Here is a 14,419-nt window from a genome sequence, read left to right as displayed (position 1 = left end):
GCTTTAGCTGTTGCAGCGCCACGCTTCCACCACCACTTTCGGGGCCAGACGGAGAAGAGATTGCGCCATGTGCGGACGTTTTGCCCTGACGGCGACGCCGGATCAGACCACGACCTTTCTGGGACTGGACGATATCGAGCCTTTTCCCGCGCGCTACAACATCGCGCCGACGCAACCGATCACGATGGTGCTTTCCGGCGCTCCGAAGGCGCCCGGTTCGAACCGTTCCGACCGCTCTTCCCTGCTGGTCCGCTGGGGGCTGATACCGACGTGGGTCAAGGATACGCGCCAGTTCCCGCTCCTCATCAACGCCCGTTCCGAAAGCGCGGCAGAGAAAGCGTCTTTTCGTACCGCCATGCGCCATCGTCGTACCCTGGTGCCCGCCAGCGGGTTTTATGAGTGGCGCCAGGCGGGTAGCCGGAAAGGCCAAGCCTATTGGGTACGGCCAAGGAATGGCGGCATCGTCGCCTTCGCCGGCCTCATGGAGACTTATGCAGAACCAGGCGGCTCCGAGATGGATACCGGCGCCATCATGACCACGGCGGCAAATCCAGATATCGCGCATATTCACGACCGCATGCCGGTCGTGATTCACCCCGAGGATTTTTCGCGCTGGCTCGATTGCCGAAGTCAGGAGCCGCGGGCTGTCGCCGATCTTCTGCGCCCGGTAGAGGAGGGTTTCTTCGAGGCGATTCCGGTTTCCGATCTTGTCAACAAGGTCGCCAATTCGGGTCCGGAAATCCAGGAAAGGTTTGTTGCGCCGGCGGCGGACCTGCCGGGCGAGCCAAAGCCGGTCAAACCAGCGCGCAAGAAGCCCGGTGGCGACGATGCCGATCAGATGTCGCTATTCTAGTCTCTCGCGCTGAGCGAGCATCGGTTCTCAGCGACGGCCTGCACCCACAGACCGGTTGTTCAGGCCGCGCGTGGCGAAGTGATCTTGTGCGCGGGCTTTTTCTTCTTAGCCGTGTGGAGCAAGGCCGCCACCACCGCCGCCGGGCCGATTGCCCGATATTGGCTGGCGAGTGCCGGTTGTTTGGCTCGACTGGCTTCCTGCTTGCTGCGTGGCATTTCGACTTCCCCAAGGTCAAGGTCACTGGAAGGCGTTGCAGATGATGGCCGATTCCGACCAAATCGTGGCGTTTTCCACATGAGCCGACGAATATTATAGCACTGAACGCACATACTTAAGAAAATGTTTCTTCAATTGGTTTACGCCCGTCAGAGTGCATCGTCTGTGAAAGTTGCGACTTGACGGCAACACGGACGAGCGCGATAAAGCCGCGCATGAGAACGTCATTCGCCATTTGCGGCATTTGCATTATCGGCTAGCGCACGCGCTGGTCTGGACGTTTTCGCCTCAACTTTCTCTCTGAGTGGACAACGCCCCGGCCAGCAGGCTGGGGTTTGGATTGCGCGAAACGCGCGACGGCCAAGATCGGCCGGGAAGGGGATGAATGTCTGAGGGTTCGAAGGGCTTGCGCCTCTACAACACGTTGAACAGGGCGAAGGAGGATTTTGTCCCCATCGATCCCGCCAATGTGCGCATGTATGTCTGCGGCCCGACCGTCTATGACTTCGCCCATATCGGCAATGCCCGGCCGGTAATCGTCTTCGACGTCCTGTTCAGGCTGCTTCGCCATGTCTATGGCGCCGAGCATGTCACTTATGTCCGCAACATCACCGATGTCGATGACAAGATCAATGCGCGTGCTTTGCGCGATTTCGGCAGCGATATCGCTTCCGGAAAGCTGTCGCTCAACGACGCGATCCGGCAGGTGACCGCCAAGACCGCGGACCAGTTCCACAAGGACGTCGCTACACTCGGCTGCCTGGAGCCGACACACGAACCCCGGGCCACCGAATTCGTGGAGCCACGTGCCGATGGCAAGACCGATATGATCGGCCTGATCCATCAGCTGATCGATCGTGGCCACGCATATGAGGCGGAAGGCGAGGTGCTGTTCGACACCGCGTCTATGCCGGACTACGGTGAACTGTCCAAGCGTCCGTTGGACGAGCAACAGGCCGGCGCGCGCATCGCCGTCGACGCGCACAAGAAAAACCCTGGCGATTTTGTCCTGTGGAAGCTTTCATCTACGGAGGAGCCTGGCTGGCAGAGCCCGTGGGGCAGGGGACGGCCCGGTTGGCACATCGAATGCTCGGCCATGAGCGCCGCCTATCTCGGCGAAGTCTTCGACATTCACGGCGGCGGCCTGGACCTCATCTTTCCGCACCACGAGAACGAGATCGCCCAGTCGCGCTGCGCCCACGGTACCGACGTGATGGCCAAGGTGTGGATGCACAACGGCTTCCTTCAAGTCGAAGGGCAGAAAATGTCCAAAAGCTTGGGCAATTTCTATTCGATCAACGAACTCCTCGAAACGGAGACTTTCGGCGGCCGCAAATGGCCAGGTGAAGTGCTACGCCTTGCCATGTTGATGACGCATTATCGCGAGCCGATCGATTTTTCGGTTCGCAAGCTGGAGGAGGCTGAGAACACCCTTCGCAAGTGGAAGCGCGCGGCGGATTTGGCCGCCGGCGAGGCCGGCGATGTTCCGCAAGCCGTCATCGAGGCGCTTTCGGATGATCTTGGCACCTATCAGGCCTTCCAGGTGCTGACGCAGCTTGCAGCGGAAGCGGCTGAAGGAAACGCCGCGGCGGCGAGCCTGAGAGCGTCGCTGCAATTCCTTGGTTTCAGTCTTGCGACCGCGGACATTGACGAGCAGGCTGTCGCCAAGACCATAGCGGAGCGTCTGGCGTTCATCGCAGCCAAGAATTGGGCGGAAGCGGACCGCATCCGTGACGCATTGCTGGCACAAGGTATTCAGCTGAAGGATGGCAAAGATCCCGTGACGGGCGAGCGGGTGACGACCTGGGAGGTGAAGAGATGATCGATCATACCGGCATTTCTGTCCTGGATTTCGAGGCGGCCAAGGCTTTCTACGACAAGGCAATGGCGCCGCTTGGCGCGTCGCTGCTCTACATGGTACCGGAACAACATACGTCCGGCGCCAAGGTGGGCGGTTATGGCCGCGATCGGCCTGTGTTCTGGTTGCACGAGACAAAAACACCGGCTCCGGGCCGCCACTATGCCTTTACGGCGCGCAGTCGTGCCGATGTCGACGCCTTCCACAAGGCCGCGCTGGCTGCCGGCGGCCGCGACAACGGGGCTCCGGGACTTCGCCCGCACTATCACGAACACTATTATGCTGCCTTCGTCTTCGATCCTGATGGCAACAACATCGAAGCCGTTAGCCACGGACCGGCATGATGAGCCTCGACAACAAACCCACTTACACCGGCGGTTGTCAGTGTGGCGCCGTGCGGTTCCGCATCGAGGGCGTGCTCGGCGAAGCTTCGATATGCCATTGCCGCATGTGTCAGAAGGCGAGCGGCAATTTTTATCAGCCGTTGGTTTCGATAGCCGGCGCCAGCTTGACCTGGACACGTGCGGAGCCGAAACGTTTCCAGTCTTCGAGTTTCGCCCAGCGTGGCTTTTGCCCGGAATGCGGCACGCCCCTCACTTTTGAGGCTCCCGATGGTATCGCGCTTGCCATTGCAGCCTTCGACCATCCGGAAGAGATCCCGCCGACCATTCAGTGGGGTATCGAAGCGAAGCTCCCTTACGTCGATTCCATCCCCTCCTTGCCAGGCGGAAAGACGGAAGACGATCCCGTTTCGGTGCCGTTCGTCACTTCGATGGTGAATTACCAGCATCCAGACCATGACACCACAACCTGGCCCGTGGAGGACAGATCATGACCGATGCCATCAGAACCGGCGGCTGCCAGTGTGGTGCGGTGCGTTTCCGCATCCGGGGTGAGTTGGGGCGCGCCTCCATCTGCCATTGCCGCATGTGCCAGAAGCAATTCGGTTCGTTCTTCGGTGCTTTTGTCACGGTGCCTTCGGACGGCGTTGAATGGGTGCATGAAGAACCGAGCTACTTCCAATCTTCGGTCAACATAGCGCGTGGGTTCTGCAAGCGCTGCGGCACGCCGATGACCTACAAGAGTCCCGATGCGCTGGAGATTTCGATCGGCAGTTTCGACGACCGTTCCGATCTGGAGCCCAAGCATCAGGTCAACTACGCTTCGCGCCTGCCCTGGGTTGAAAAGATTTTCGAAGCGCCGGTCCACCAAAATCCAGACTATTATGCCCGGCAGGAGCAGATCATCTCCTTCCAGCATCCCGACCGTGAAACCGAAAATTGGCCTGAGACGGGGCTGAAACTGTGAGCTTGGAATTGCGTACGCTTTACGCCGAGATCGAACCGTTCGAGACCGGGACGCTGGATGTGGGCGATGGCCATCGGATCTATTGGGAACGGGTCGGCACCAAGGGCGCCAAACCCGCCGTTTTCCTGCATGGCGGTCCCGGCGGCACGATCTCGCCGAATCATCGGCGTCTGTTCGATCCGAAGCTTTACGACGTCATCCTGTTCGACCAGCGAGGCTGCGGCAAATCCACCCCAAATGCTTCGTTGGAAGCCAATACGACCTGGCATCTGGTCGCCGACATCGAGCAGCTGCGCGAGATGGCCGGCTTCGACAAATGGCTGGTCTTCGGCGGGTCGTGGGGGTCGACACTGGCACTGGCTTATGCCGAAACCCATCCCGAACGCGTCAGCGAACTGGTGGTGCGCGGCATCTATACGCTGACCCGTGCCGAGCTCGAGTGGTATTACCAGTTCGGTGTTTCGGAGATGTTCCCGGACAAATGGGAGCGTTTCCTGGCGCCGATCCCGGAAGTAGAGCGCGGCGATCTGATGGCCGCCTATCGCAAGCGGCTGGTGGGCAATGATCGCCAGAAACAGATCGAGGCAGCTAAAGCGTGGTCGATCTGGGAAGGCGAGACCATCACGCTCCTGCCCGAACCGGCAACCAGCGACCCGTTCGCGCAAGACGACTACGCGCTCGCCTTTGCCCGCATCGAGAATCACTATTTCGTCCATGCAGGCTGGCTGGAAGAGGGGCAGTTGCTGCGTGACGCGCATAAGCTGAAGGATATTCCCGGCGCCATCATCCACGGCCGCTACGACATGCCTTGCCCTGCAAAATATGCGTGGCAATTGCACAAGGCCTGGCCGAGAGCCGATTTCCATCTCGTCGAAGGGGCCGGGCACGCCTATTCGGAGCCGGGAATTCTCGACAGCCTGATCCGCGCCACGGACAAATTCGCCGGTAAATGACCATGCAACGCGACCGCCTCTACCTTTTCGACACGACTTTGCGCGATGGCCAGCAGACGCCGGGCATCGATTTTTCGGTCGAGGACAAGATTGCGATCGCAAGCATGCTGGACGAATTCGGCATGGATTATGTCGAAGGTGGTTATCCCGGCGCCAACCCGACCGACACCGAGTTCTTCACCAAAAAGCGCACCGCGCGCTCGAAATTCGTCGCCTTCGGCATGACCAAACGCGCCGGCGTTTCGGCTTCCAACGATCCCGGCCTCGCCGCGCTGGTGCAGGCGCGCTCGGACGCCGTCTGTTTTGTCGCCAAGAGCTGGGACTACCATGTTCGCGTTGCGCTGGGCTGCAGCAACGAGGAAAATCTTGACGCGATCCGTGCATCTGTCGCGGCGGCTATTGCTGCCGGCAAGGAGGCAATGGTCGATTGCGAGCATTTCTTCGATGGCTTCAAGGCCAATCCGGACTACGCACTGGCCTGCGCCAAGACGGCTTACGAAGCCGGCGCGCGCTGGGTAGTGCTGTGTGACACCAATGGTGGCACCCAACCATCCGAGGTTCGCGCGATCGTCGAAAAAGCGATCGCCGCAGGTGTCCCAGGCAGGAATCTTGGCATCCATGCCCATGACGACACCGGGCAGGCCGTCGCCAATTCACTTGCGGCGGTCGAGGCGGGAGTACGACAGATCCAGGGCACATTGAACGGGATCGGCGAGCGCTGCGGCAATGCCAATCTGGTGACGCTGATCCCCACGCTCATGCTGAAGTCGGCCTATAAGGATCGCTTCGAGACTGGCATCTCGCCAGAGCAACTGGTCGGCATTTCACGCCTTTCCCGCGCTTTCGACGAATTGCTGAACCGTGCCCCCGAAGCTCAGTCGCCTTATGTCGGTTCCTCCGCTTTCGCGACCAAAGCCGGGATTCACGCTTCGGCCCTGGTCAAGGACCCGCAGACCTATGAACATGTGCCGCCGGAAGCCGTCGGCAACCGTCGCCGGGTCATGGTTTCCGATCAAGGCGGGAAGGCCAATTTCCTGGCGGAACTGAAGCGGCGTGGTATCGAGGTGCCGAAAGACGACATGCGGCTCGACGCATTGATCGCCGTCGTGAAAGAACGCGAGGCCGAAGGTTACGCCTATGAGGGCGCTGATGCTTCCTTTGAATTGCTGGCGCGCAAGATGCTGTCCGGCCTGCCGGAGTTCTTCGCCGTCACGTCCTTCCGCTGCATGGTCGAGCGCCGCTTCGACGCCAATGGCCAGTTGAAGACTGTCTCGGAAGCCATCGTGAAGGTGGTGGTCGATGATGAGGAGAAGATGTCGGTTGCCGAAGGCCACGGTCCGGTCAACGCGCTCGACCTGGCACTACGCAAGGATCTCGGCAAGTATCAGAACGAGATCGCTGACCTCGAACTCGCCGACTTCAAAGTGCGTATCCTCAATGGCGGCACGGAGGCGATCACCCGCGTTCTGGTCGAATCGCATGATTCCACCGGCGCGCGCTGGTGGACGGTTGGCGTATCTGAGAACATCATCGATGCCTCGTTCCAGGCGCTCATGGATTCCATCATCTACAAGCTGATGAAGAACCGCGAGATGGCAGGTCTGGTCGCAGCAGAGTAACGCAAGCGCGGCGGTCTTTTCCACGAAAGGGAAACGCGATCCATCAGCGAAAGTCCATGATGCATCAGAATTAGTTGATGGTCTTGATGCAATCGCTGGCGCATAGCTTTGGACCATGACCACCCAGACTGTACCAATGGAAGCCGACTCTGGCGCCCGCCGCGGCTTTATCCTGGCTCTCGGCGCTTACCTTTTGTGGGGGCTTTTGCCCTTCTACATGAAAGCGGTGGCACATCTGCCGCTGGCCGAAGTCGTCGCCCATCGCATCATCTGGTCGGTGCCGATCGCGGCCGCCGTGCTGATCTGGCTTGGCCGCACCGCTGATTTCAAGGTGGCGCTGCGTTCGCCACGCATGCTGGCAATGGCGGCGCTGACAGCGACGTTGATCACGATCAACTGGAGCATCTATGTCTGGGCGATCGCTGTCGACCGCACGGTCGAAACCGCGCTGGGTTACTACATCAACCCGCTCGTCAACGTTCTGGTCGGTGCGCTGCTGCTTGGCGAGCGCCTCAACCGGATGCAGATCGTGGCGGTGGCGCTGGCGGCAGTCGCGGTCCTTGTTCTGACGGTTGAGAGCGGCACCTTGCCGTGGGTTTCGCTGGCGCTGGCCTTTTCGTTCGCGGCCTATGGCTTCTTTCGTAAGACACTGCCCATTGGCCCGAGCCAAGGTTTCCTTCTGGAAGTCCTGCTCCTGTCAATTCCGTCACTTGCCTATGTCATTTGGCTGGCATCGCGCGGGGAGGGGCATTTCGCATCCGGCAACACCACGGATACGTTGTTGTTCATGGGCAGTGGAGTAGCCACCGCCGTACCTTTGCTGCTTTTTGCGTTCGGTGCAAAGCTGCTGCGCCTCTCCACCATCGGCATCATGCAATACATTGCGCCGACCATCGTGTTCCTGATCGCTGTCTTCATCTTCGGCGAGCCATTCGACACGACGAAAGCAATCGCTTTCGGCCTGATCTGGGCCGCGCTGGCGATCTATACATGGTCCATGCTGACTGCGAGCCGGCGCGGCTGAGCCCAAGCTCTCACATCTTGTCGATGACGGAAGAGACGCCACTGGTCGGTGCGTCGACGGCGGCACCGGTGGCGAGAATAGTCGCGACGATCTTCGCCGGATCGTCCACCACCAACGGCTTCACATTGTGAGCCGTGTGGATGAAGCCTTCGGCAGCCATGTGATCGATCAGGGCGAGCATCGGATCCCAGAAGCCTTTGATGTTGGCGAAAACGATGGGCTTGCGGTGATGGCCAAGCTGCGCCCAGGTCATGATCTCGACGATTTCCTCGACCGTGCCGATACCACCGGGCAGCGCCACGAAGGCGTCGGATTCTTCGAACATCCTGTGCTTGCGCTGGTGCATGTTTTCGGTGACGACCAGTTCATGCAGCCGGTCGAGCGCGCTTTCCGTTGCCTCCCTGTTCATCAGGAAGCGCGGAATGATGCCCATGACCTTGCCGCCGGAACGCATGGTGCCTTCGGCGACGGCGCCCATGATGCCCTTGGTGCCGCCGCCATAGACCAGGCGCAAGCCAGAGCGGGCAAGCGATTGGCCGAGCTGCCGCCCGGCTTCGAGATAGATGCCATCGCGGCCAGGTGAAGAGCCGCAATAAACACAGACGGATCGAATCGTGTTCATGTTTGGATTGGTGATGCTGTCTGCAAGCTCGGTCAAGCCTTGAGGCGGGCTTTTTCTTGTCGATTCGGCGAAAAGCAGGTAGACCGGTTTAGGTGGCTAAGGGGGGTTGAGATATGACAACAACGCTTGTCAGGGCATTGCTATTTGCGGGTGGTGGCGCAGCCGCCGTAGCCGGCGTGGCTTATGTTTCCGGTGCCCTCGACCCCTACCTGAAATCCAATCCGCCGGCTCAGATCGCTGCTGTTCCGCCGTCTGCACCGGCTGCGCAGCAACCTGCGGTGCAACAGCCCGCTGCGGAACAACCGCCTGCCGAGCAGCAGGCAGCAGTGACGCCGGCGCCCCAAAAAACGGCTGAACCCGCGCCAGCGGTGACAGGCCCTATCGCGCCGACTTTCGACGTGCTGCGGGCCGAGAGCGATGGCTCCGTCGTTGTTGCTGGCAAGGCCGCCCCGAATGCAAAAGTCGATGTCATGCAGGGCGCTACCCTATTCGGGTCCACGACGGCTGGGCCGGACGGCGACTTCGCAATCGTTCTCGACGATCCGCTGAAGCCAGGGAACTACCAGCTACAGTTGCGTTCGACCTCTCCATCCAACACTGTCGTCCCCTCTGCTCAGACTGCCGTTGTTGCGATTCCCGAGAAACCGAACGGTCAGGTGCTCGCGCTGGTCGAGGAACCCGGCAAAGCCGCAACTTTGCTTTCGGTGCCGAAGGTCGAAGAAAAACAAGGTGAAACTGGCCCCAAGGAAGCACCCCCCGCACCTGCGGGCACGCAGGCAGCTGCGCCGCAGGCAACGGCTTCCGCGGCCCAGCCTGCCGAACCTGCCGCGCACCCCACACCCGGAGCGCCGAAGGTCGCGGTCGGGGCTGTCGAGATCGATGGCGGCAAAATCTTTGTCGCCGGCACTGCCGACCCAGGCAGCAAAGTCCGTGCCTATGCCAACGAAATCCTGCTTGGCGAAGCGGTAGCAACCGAAAAAGGGCAATTCCTGGTCGAGGCCACCCGTAATCTGCCAGTCGGCGATTACACCATTCGGGTAGATCTGCTGGGGGCCGACGGTTCCAAGGTGGTTGCCCGTGCTGCGGTGCCATTCCAGCGCGAGCCAGGCGAAGCCGTCGCTGCGGTCGCTCCCTCTGCTTCCGATGCGCCGCCAGCCCCCCAGGATACGGCATCTGCCGGCACGGCTCCGACCGCGGTCGCGCCGAAGCTGGAACAAGTCAATCACGCCGTCATCATCCGCCGCGGGGACTCGCTTTGGCGCATCTCACGTCGGGTTTACGGGCATGGCGTGAGATATTCGACCATTTATCTCGCCAACCAGCAGCAGATCCGCAATCCTGATCGGATCTGGCCTGGTCAGGTCTTCAAGGTGCCGCAGAAGTCGAAGGAAGGCGAGACCGCCGACATGAAGACATTGGGCGACCAAGCAACCGTCGCACAATAGAATTCAGTTCGCCCATCTGGTTAGGTTGCGCAAATTTGGTTCATCGTCTATCGACGATGAACCATGAACCCTTCACCCGAACTCTGTGGCACGGGCCACCCGATCGATACGCGCGCAGTGGCAGCAAAATTTGCGGCGCTGTCTCACCCCGCGCGGATCGAAATCCTAAAGTGTCTGTCCGCCAGCCGCTCTTGCTGTTGCGGTGAGGTGGTCGAGCATCTCGATCTCGCGCAATCGACGGTTTCCCAGCACCTGAAGATCCTTGTCGAAGCTGGTCTGGTCCGCTTCACGCCCGACCGGCAGCGTTCGCGCTACGAGGTCGACCACGAGGCCCTGGCTGGTGTTTCGGCATCCGTTGCCGCGCTGGTCGAGACCTGCTGCCGCACAGCCGAACCGACTTCATAGGGCAAGAACAGTGGCCGAAAAGACCGTTTCCGCCGCCGATACCGGCACGACCTTCCAGACGCTTCGCAATCTGTGGCCTTATATGTATCCAGCCGACCGGCCGGATCTGCGCTGGCGCGTGACCTGGGCCACGCTACTCCTGGTGGTCGCCAAGCTGGTTCTGGTCGCCGGCCCTTACTTCTTCAAATGGGCGACCGACGCTCTTGCCGGCACCGGGCAATATAATCCGCCACTGCCGGAGATCCTGTTGGCGCCAATCGCGCTGGTCATCGCCTACAACGTCCTGCGTCTCGTCCAGCTTGGCTTCAACCAGCTGCGCGATGCGCTGTTTGCACGGGTTGGCCAGCATGCGGTGCGCCAACTCGCCTTCCGCACTTTCGTGCACATGCATCAGCTGTCATTGCGTTTCCACCTGGAGCGGCGCACCGGCGGGCTGTCCCGCATCATCGAACGCGGCACGAAGGGCATCGAAACCATCGTGCGTTTCATCATGCTGAACACGGCACCAACCGTGCTCGAGTTTGCCCTGACCGCCGGCATCTTCGCCTTTACCTATGGCTGGAAGTATGTCGCCGTCGTCGCCATCACCGTCGCGCTCTATGTCTGGTTCACGGTGAGAGCGAGCGACTGGCGTATCGGCATCCGCCGCGACATGAACGACAGCGACACCGACGCCAACACCAAGGCAATCGATTCGCTGCTCAATTTCGAGACGGTCAAATATTTCGGCAACGAGGCGATGGAGGCCCAGCGTTTCGACCGCTCGATGGCGCGCTACGAGACCGCCGCCACTCGCATCTGGACTTCGCTCGGCTGGCTCAACTTCGGTCAGGGCGTCATCTACGGCCTCGGCACAACCGTGGTCATGTGCATGTCTGCATATGAAGTGATGAACAAGACGCAGACCATAGGCGACTTCGTTTTCATCAACGCGATGCTGATCCAGCTCTCCGTGCCGCTCAATTTCATCGGCTTCATCTATCGCGAAATCCGCCAGGGCTTGACCGATATCGAACACATGTTCGACCTGCTCAGCGTCAAACAGGAGGTGGACGACAAGCCGGACGCCAAGCCGCTCGCCATTGGCGCCGGGAACGTCGAGTTCCGCGATGTGCATTTTTCCTACGATCCCAATCGCAAGATTCTGAAGGGCGTCAGCTTTGAAGTGCCCGCGGGCAAGACCGTCGCCATCGTCGGGCCGTCAGGCGCCGGCAAGTCGACGATATCGCGGCTGCTGTTCCGCTTCTACGACGTGCAGTCAGGCGAAGTGCTGATCGACGGACAGGACGTGCGCGATGTCACGCAGGAAAGCCTGCGCTCAGCCATCGGCATGGTGCCGCAGGACACCGTCCTCTTCAACGACACTGTGGCCTACAACATCCGTTATGGCCGCATGGACGCAAGCCAGGACGAGGTCCGCCGCGCGGCGGAACTGGCTCAGATCGGCCCCTTTATCGAGCGTTTGCCGGAGGGCTATGCGACAATGGTCGGCGAACGCGGCCTGAAGCTCTCGGGTGGTGAGAAGCAGCGCGTGGCGATCGCCCGCACCATCCTCAAGGCGCCGCCGATCCTTATCCTCGATGAAGCCACGTCCGCTCTGGACAGCCATACCGAACAGGAAATCCAGGCGGCGCTGGATCTGGTCTCGAAGGACCGCACCACCATCGTGATTGCGCACCGGCTCTCGACCGTCATTTCGGCGGATGAGATCATCGTGCTGAAGGATGGCCAGATCGCAGAGCGCGGCACGCATGCCGACCTCCTCAGGCAGAATGGGCTCTACGCGTCGATGTGGGATCGCCAGCGCGAGGCTACGGAGGCGGAAGAGCGCCTGCGCATTGCCCGCGAAACGGACGACCTTGGGGTCGTCGTGCGCAGGCGTACCGAAGAAGTGTCGTAGGCGGCACGGATCTACGCTATACCTTCGGTCGGCCAGGCCGAAGTGCGCCAGGGCAGGGGGCGCCCAGCAACCCGGGGGAACCGATGCTTTATGCCATTCTCGCTTATCACGCCTCGGGTGTGGTCGAATCCTGGACGCCGGATGAGGATGCTGCCGTGATGGCGGATCTCGCCAGCGTTCGCGAGAGATTGTTGGCCGAGGGCAAGTTAGGCCCCGCTGCGCGTCTGGGACCCACGGAAGGTGCCTTCACCTTGCGCGGCTCCGGTGCCGGGATGGTCATTGACGGGCCATTCGCCGAGACCAAGGAGCAGTTGCTCGGCTTCTATGTCGTTGATTGCGCCACCCGTGACGAGGCGATCGAAGCTGCCCGTAGTCTCCGCAGCGCGAACCCGACTGCGGTCTACGAAATCCGGCCAATCCCGCTCTATCTGCCGGGCGTGCCGTTCCCGGTTACGGAATCGGTGGAGAATTAGAACAATCTCAACCACTTAGCCGGACGATTGCCTGCAATGTGAAGCGCTCGCTGCCGTGTTGGCCCGGCGGCGGTGGCCCGCGCGGCTTTGGCGCGTTGCGATGCTGGGCGCTTTCCGGTAGAGAGGCGCATCCGAAACGGAGCCACCCCTCACCCGATGAACCTTGTCGACACGGTCAAGAACGCATTCGTTCCGATCCACCGCGAAGGCTATCCGTTCATTGCGGGTTTTGCCGCGGCAACGCTGCTGCTTGGATATTTTTCTTCGACGCTGTTCTGGATCGGTCTGATCCTGACGGCATGGTGCGCCTATTTCTTCCGCGACCCAGAACGGGTGACGCCGGTCGATGATCGTCTGGTGGTCAGTCCGGCCGACGGCGTTGTCTCTGCTGTAGGACCGGCAATACCTCCGCGCGAACTTGGTCTCGGCACAACCGAGATGACGCGCATCTCGGTGTTCATGAACGTGTTTTCCTGTCATGTGAACAGGGCTCCGGTGCGCGGTCGCATCACGCGCATCGAGCATCGGCCGGGAAAGTTCCTCAATGCCGAGCTTGACAAGGCCAGCCAGGAAAACGAACGCAACGGTGTCGTTATCGAAAGCCCCAACGGCACCGTAGCTGCGGTGCAGATCGCCGGGCTGGTGGCTAGGCGCATTGTCTGCTGGGCCGACACCGGCGGCACGCTTGCGGTCGGTGAGCGCTTCGGGCTGATCCGCTTCGGCTCGCGTGTGGACGTCTTTCTGCCGGCTAATGCCGCACCGCGTGTTGCCGTTGGGCAGACGGCGGTTGCCGGTGAAACCATCATTGCCGAATTCGGTGGCGCGCAGGCAGCGCCGCTGGTGCGCATCTCGTAGGGAACGGCGCAATGGGCGCTCCCTTCAAGAAATTCGAGCCGCATAGCCACGGCGGACCGCGCATCACCGAGATTCCGCTGCGCATGGTTCTTCCGAACCTGGTGACCGTTCTGGCGATCTGCGCCGGACTTTCGGGAATCCGCTTCGCCTTTGAGAACCGCTTCGAGACTGCGGTGGTCATGGTACTCATCGCAGCGTTCCTCGACGGCATCGATGGCCGTCTGGCGCGGCTCCTCAAGGCGACGTCGAAGTTCGGCGCCCAGATGGATTCGCTGGCCGACATCGTCAATTTCGGTGTGGCGCCGGCGCTGGTTCTTTACGCTTATCTGCTCGACAGGGCCGGCTCGCCAGGCTGGATCGCAGCGCTTCTGTTCGCCATCGCCTGCGGCATGCGTCTGGCACGCTTCAATGTGCTTGATGAACAGACGGATCGTCCCGCCTGGCAGGTCGATTATTTTGTCGGTGTCCCGGCCCCTGCGGGTGCCGTGCTTGTCCTGTTACCGCTCTACCTGTCCTTTCTCGGCCTGCAGCCGACGCGTCCGATCGCCTTTGCCGGCGTTGCCTTCACGGTGCTGATCGCCTTCCTGCTGGTCAGCCGCTTGCCGGTCTACTCCGGCAAGAGCGTGAAGATTCCCGGCGATCGCGTGCTGCCGGTGATCCTCGCTGTCGTGCTCTATGTGCTGCTTTTGGTGAGCTACCCATGGCACACGCTGACGGCATCGGTGGCGGCCTACCTGGTATTCCTACCCTTCAGCGTGCGGGCCTATTCCCGGAGGGCCAAGAAGGAAGGCGAAGCGATCCTGCCCCCGGATGTCGATCATAAAGCGGGCGAAAACGACAGCTGAAGCAAGATCCCGAATCGATGGGTCAGCGAAGCAAGAATTGCAG

General features: G+C 60.9%; 16 protein-coding genes. 14 read left to right on the top strand and 2 right to left on the bottom strand.

Annotation, left to right across the window (positions count from 1 at the left end; translation table 11 throughout):
- Window positions 1-67: 67 nt before the first annotated feature.
- A complete protein-coding gene (locus L4923_RS18370) occupies window positions 68-853 on the top strand; it encodes an SOS response-associated peptidase (RefSeq protein WP_239367713.1) in 786 nt (261 codons plus the stop codon).
- A 59-nt stretch (window positions 854-912) separates the two neighbouring features.
- Here L4923_RS18370 and L4923_RS18365 read toward each other — a convergent pair whose 3' ends face one another.
- Window positions 913-1,068, bottom strand: a complete 156-nt coding sequence (locus L4923_RS18365; RefSeq protein ID WP_239367711.1) for a hypothetical protein — start codon at window positions 1,066-1,068, stop codon at window positions 913-915.
- A 386-nt stretch (window positions 1,069-1,454) separates the two neighbouring features.
- On the opposite strand from L4923_RS18365, the gene cysS reads away from it, so the two are divergent.
- The 7 genes from cysS to rarD all read left to right on the top strand — a co-directional run bounded on the left by cysS (window position 1,455) and on the right by rarD (window position 7,831).
- Window positions 1,455-2,891 carry a cysteine--tRNA ligase gene (gene cysS, locus L4923_RS18360; protein ID WP_239367709.1) on the top strand — a complete coding sequence of 479 codons (1,437 nt, stop codon included), beginning with the start codon at window positions 1,455-1,457 and terminating at the stop codon, window positions 2,889-2,891.
- Window positions 2,888-3,271, top strand: a complete 384-nt coding sequence (locus L4923_RS18355) for a VOC family protein (protein ID WP_239367707.1) — start codon at window positions 2,888-2,890, stop codon at window positions 3,269-3,271. Before cysS ends, L4923_RS18355 begins: the two co-directional genes overlap by 4 nt.
- The gene (locus tag L4923_RS18350; protein ID WP_239367705.1) at window positions 3,271-3,762 is read left to right on the top strand and encodes a GFA family protein; all 492 of its coding nucleotides are present in this window, start codon (window positions 3,271-3,273) and stop codon (window positions 3,760-3,762) included. Before L4923_RS18355 ends, L4923_RS18350 begins: the two co-directional genes overlap by 1 nt.
- The gene (locus L4923_RS18345; protein WP_239367703.1) at window positions 3,759-4,235 is read left to right on the top strand and encodes a GFA family protein; all 477 of its coding nucleotides are present in this window, start codon (window positions 3,759-3,761) and stop codon (window positions 4,233-4,235) included. The genes L4923_RS18350 and L4923_RS18345 overlap by 4 nt, the downstream gene beginning before the upstream one ends.
- Entirely contained in the window at window positions 4,232-5,188 is a 957-nt protein-coding gene (pip, locus tag L4923_RS18340) for a prolyl aminopeptidase (protein ID WP_239367701.1), read from the top strand. The genes L4923_RS18345 and pip overlap by 4 nt, the downstream gene beginning before the upstream one ends.
- A complete protein-coding gene (cimA, locus tag L4923_RS18335; RefSeq protein WP_239367699.1) occupies window positions 5,185-6,807 on the top strand; it encodes a citramalate synthase in 1,623 nt (540 codons plus the stop codon). Before pip ends, cimA begins: the two co-directional genes overlap by 4 nt.
- A gap of 115 nt (window positions 6,808-6,922) precedes the next feature.
- The gene (gene rarD / locus L4923_RS18330; protein WP_239367697.1) at window positions 6,923-7,831 is read left to right on the top strand and encodes an EamA family transporter RarD; all 909 of its coding nucleotides are present in this window, start codon (window positions 6,923-6,925) and stop codon (window positions 7,829-7,831) included.
- Window positions 7,832-7,841: 10 nt separating this feature from the next.
- Here rarD and L4923_RS18325 read toward each other — a convergent pair whose 3' ends face one another.
- Window positions 7,842-8,453 (bottom strand): LOG family protein, encoded by a 612-nt coding sequence (locus L4923_RS18325; RefSeq protein ID WP_239367695.1) that lies wholly within the window; start codon window positions 8,451-8,453, stop codon window positions 7,842-7,844.
- A 113-nt stretch (window positions 8,454-8,566) separates the two neighbouring features.
- Here L4923_RS18325 and L4923_RS18320 point away from each other — a divergent pair, with 113 nt between their 5' ends.
- The 6 genes from L4923_RS18320 to pssA all read left to right on the top strand — a co-directional run bounded on the left by L4923_RS18320 (window position 8,567) and on the right by pssA (window position 14,376).
- Window positions 8,567-9,898: a LysM peptidoglycan-binding domain-containing protein gene (locus L4923_RS18320; protein ID WP_239367693.1), complete on the top strand. Its 1,332-nt coding sequence runs from the start codon at window positions 8,567-8,569 to the stop codon at window positions 9,896-9,898.
- Between the two features lie 63 nt (window positions 9,899-9,961).
- Window positions 9,962-10,303: an ArsR/SmtB family transcription factor gene (locus L4923_RS18315; RefSeq protein WP_239367691.1), complete on the top strand. Its 342-nt coding sequence runs from the start codon at window positions 9,962-9,964 to the stop codon at window positions 10,301-10,303.
- Between the two features lie 10 nt (window positions 10,304-10,313).
- Complete coding sequence (locus tag L4923_RS18310; RefSeq protein WP_239367689.1) at window positions 10,314-12,203, top strand: ABCB family ABC transporter ATP-binding protein/permease; 1,890 nt, start codon at window positions 10,314-10,316, stop codon at window positions 12,201-12,203.
- Window positions 12,204-12,286: 83 nt separating this feature from the next.
- Window positions 12,287-12,676 (top strand): YciI family protein, encoded by a 390-nt coding sequence (locus tag L4923_RS18305; protein ID WP_239367687.1) that lies wholly within the window; start codon window positions 12,287-12,289, stop codon window positions 12,674-12,676.
- A 129-nt stretch (window positions 12,677-12,805) separates the two neighbouring features.
- Window positions 12,806-13,531: a phosphatidylserine decarboxylase gene (locus L4923_RS18300; RefSeq protein ID WP_343303593.1), complete on the top strand. Its 726-nt coding sequence runs from the start codon at window positions 12,806-12,808 to the stop codon at window positions 13,529-13,531.
- An 11-nt stretch (window positions 13,532-13,542) separates the two neighbouring features.
- Window positions 13,543-14,376, top strand: a complete 834-nt coding sequence (pssA, locus tag L4923_RS18295; protein WP_239367683.1) for a CDP-diacylglycerol--serine O-phosphatidyltransferase — start codon at window positions 13,543-13,545, stop codon at window positions 14,374-14,376.
- Window positions 14,377-14,419: the final 43 nt, after the last annotated feature.

Source organism: Terribium retamae, from assembly GCF_022347545.1.
GTDB classification, from domain to species: Bacteria; Pseudomonadota; Alphaproteobacteria; order Rhizobiales; family Rhizobiaceae; genus Mesorhizobium; species Mesorhizobium retamae.
The sequence above is the reverse complement of the archived record's forward strand: the minus strand, read 5'-3'. Positions and strand labels throughout refer to the sequence as shown.

What these genes read in the sequence shown, in the direction of transcription:
- L4923_RS18370 (WP_239367713.1), top strand. Translation starts at nt 68, where the DNA reads ATGTGCGGACGTTTTGCCCTGACGGCGACGCCGGATCAGACCACGACC.
- L4923_RS18365 (WP_239367711.1), bottom strand. Translation starts at nt 1,068, where the DNA reads ATGCCACGCAGCAAGCAGGAAGCCAGTCGAGCCAAACAACCGGCACTC.
- cysS (WP_239367709.1), top strand. Translation starts at nt 1,455, where the DNA reads ATGTCTGAGGGTTCGAAGGGCTTGCGCCTCTACAACACGTTGAACAGG.
- L4923_RS18355 (WP_239367707.1), top strand. Translation starts at nt 2,888, where the DNA reads ATGATCGATCATACCGGCATTTCTGTCCTGGATTTCGAGGCGGCCAAG.
- L4923_RS18350 (WP_239367705.1), top strand. Translation starts at nt 3,271, where the DNA reads ATGAGCCTCGACAACAAACCCACTTACACCGGCGGTTGTCAGTGTGGC.
- L4923_RS18345 (WP_239367703.1), top strand. Translation starts at nt 3,759, where the DNA reads ATGACCGATGCCATCAGAACCGGCGGCTGCCAGTGTGGTGCGGTGCGT.
- cimA (WP_239367699.1), top strand. Translation starts at nt 5,185, where the DNA reads ATGACCATGCAACGCGACCGCCTCTACCTTTTCGACACGACTTTGCGC.
- rarD (WP_239367697.1), top strand. Translation starts at nt 6,923, where the DNA reads ATGACCACCCAGACTGTACCAATGGAAGCCGACTCTGGCGCCCGCCGC.
- L4923_RS18325 (WP_239367695.1), bottom strand. Translation starts at nt 8,453, where the DNA reads ATGAACACGATTCGATCCGTCTGTGTTTATTGCGGCTCTTCACCTGGC.
- L4923_RS18320 (WP_239367693.1), top strand. Translation starts at nt 8,567, where the DNA reads ATGACAACAACGCTTGTCAGGGCATTGCTATTTGCGGGTGGTGGCGCA.
- L4923_RS18315 (WP_239367691.1), top strand. Translation starts at nt 9,962, where the DNA reads ATGAACCCTTCACCCGAACTCTGTGGCACGGGCCACCCGATCGATACG.
- L4923_RS18305 (WP_239367687.1), top strand. Translation starts at nt 12,287, where the DNA reads ATGCTTTATGCCATTCTCGCTTATCACGCCTCGGGTGTGGTCGAATCC.
- pssA (WP_239367683.1), top strand. Translation starts at nt 13,543, where the DNA reads ATGGGCGCTCCCTTCAAGAAATTCGAGCCGCATAGCCACGGCGGACCG.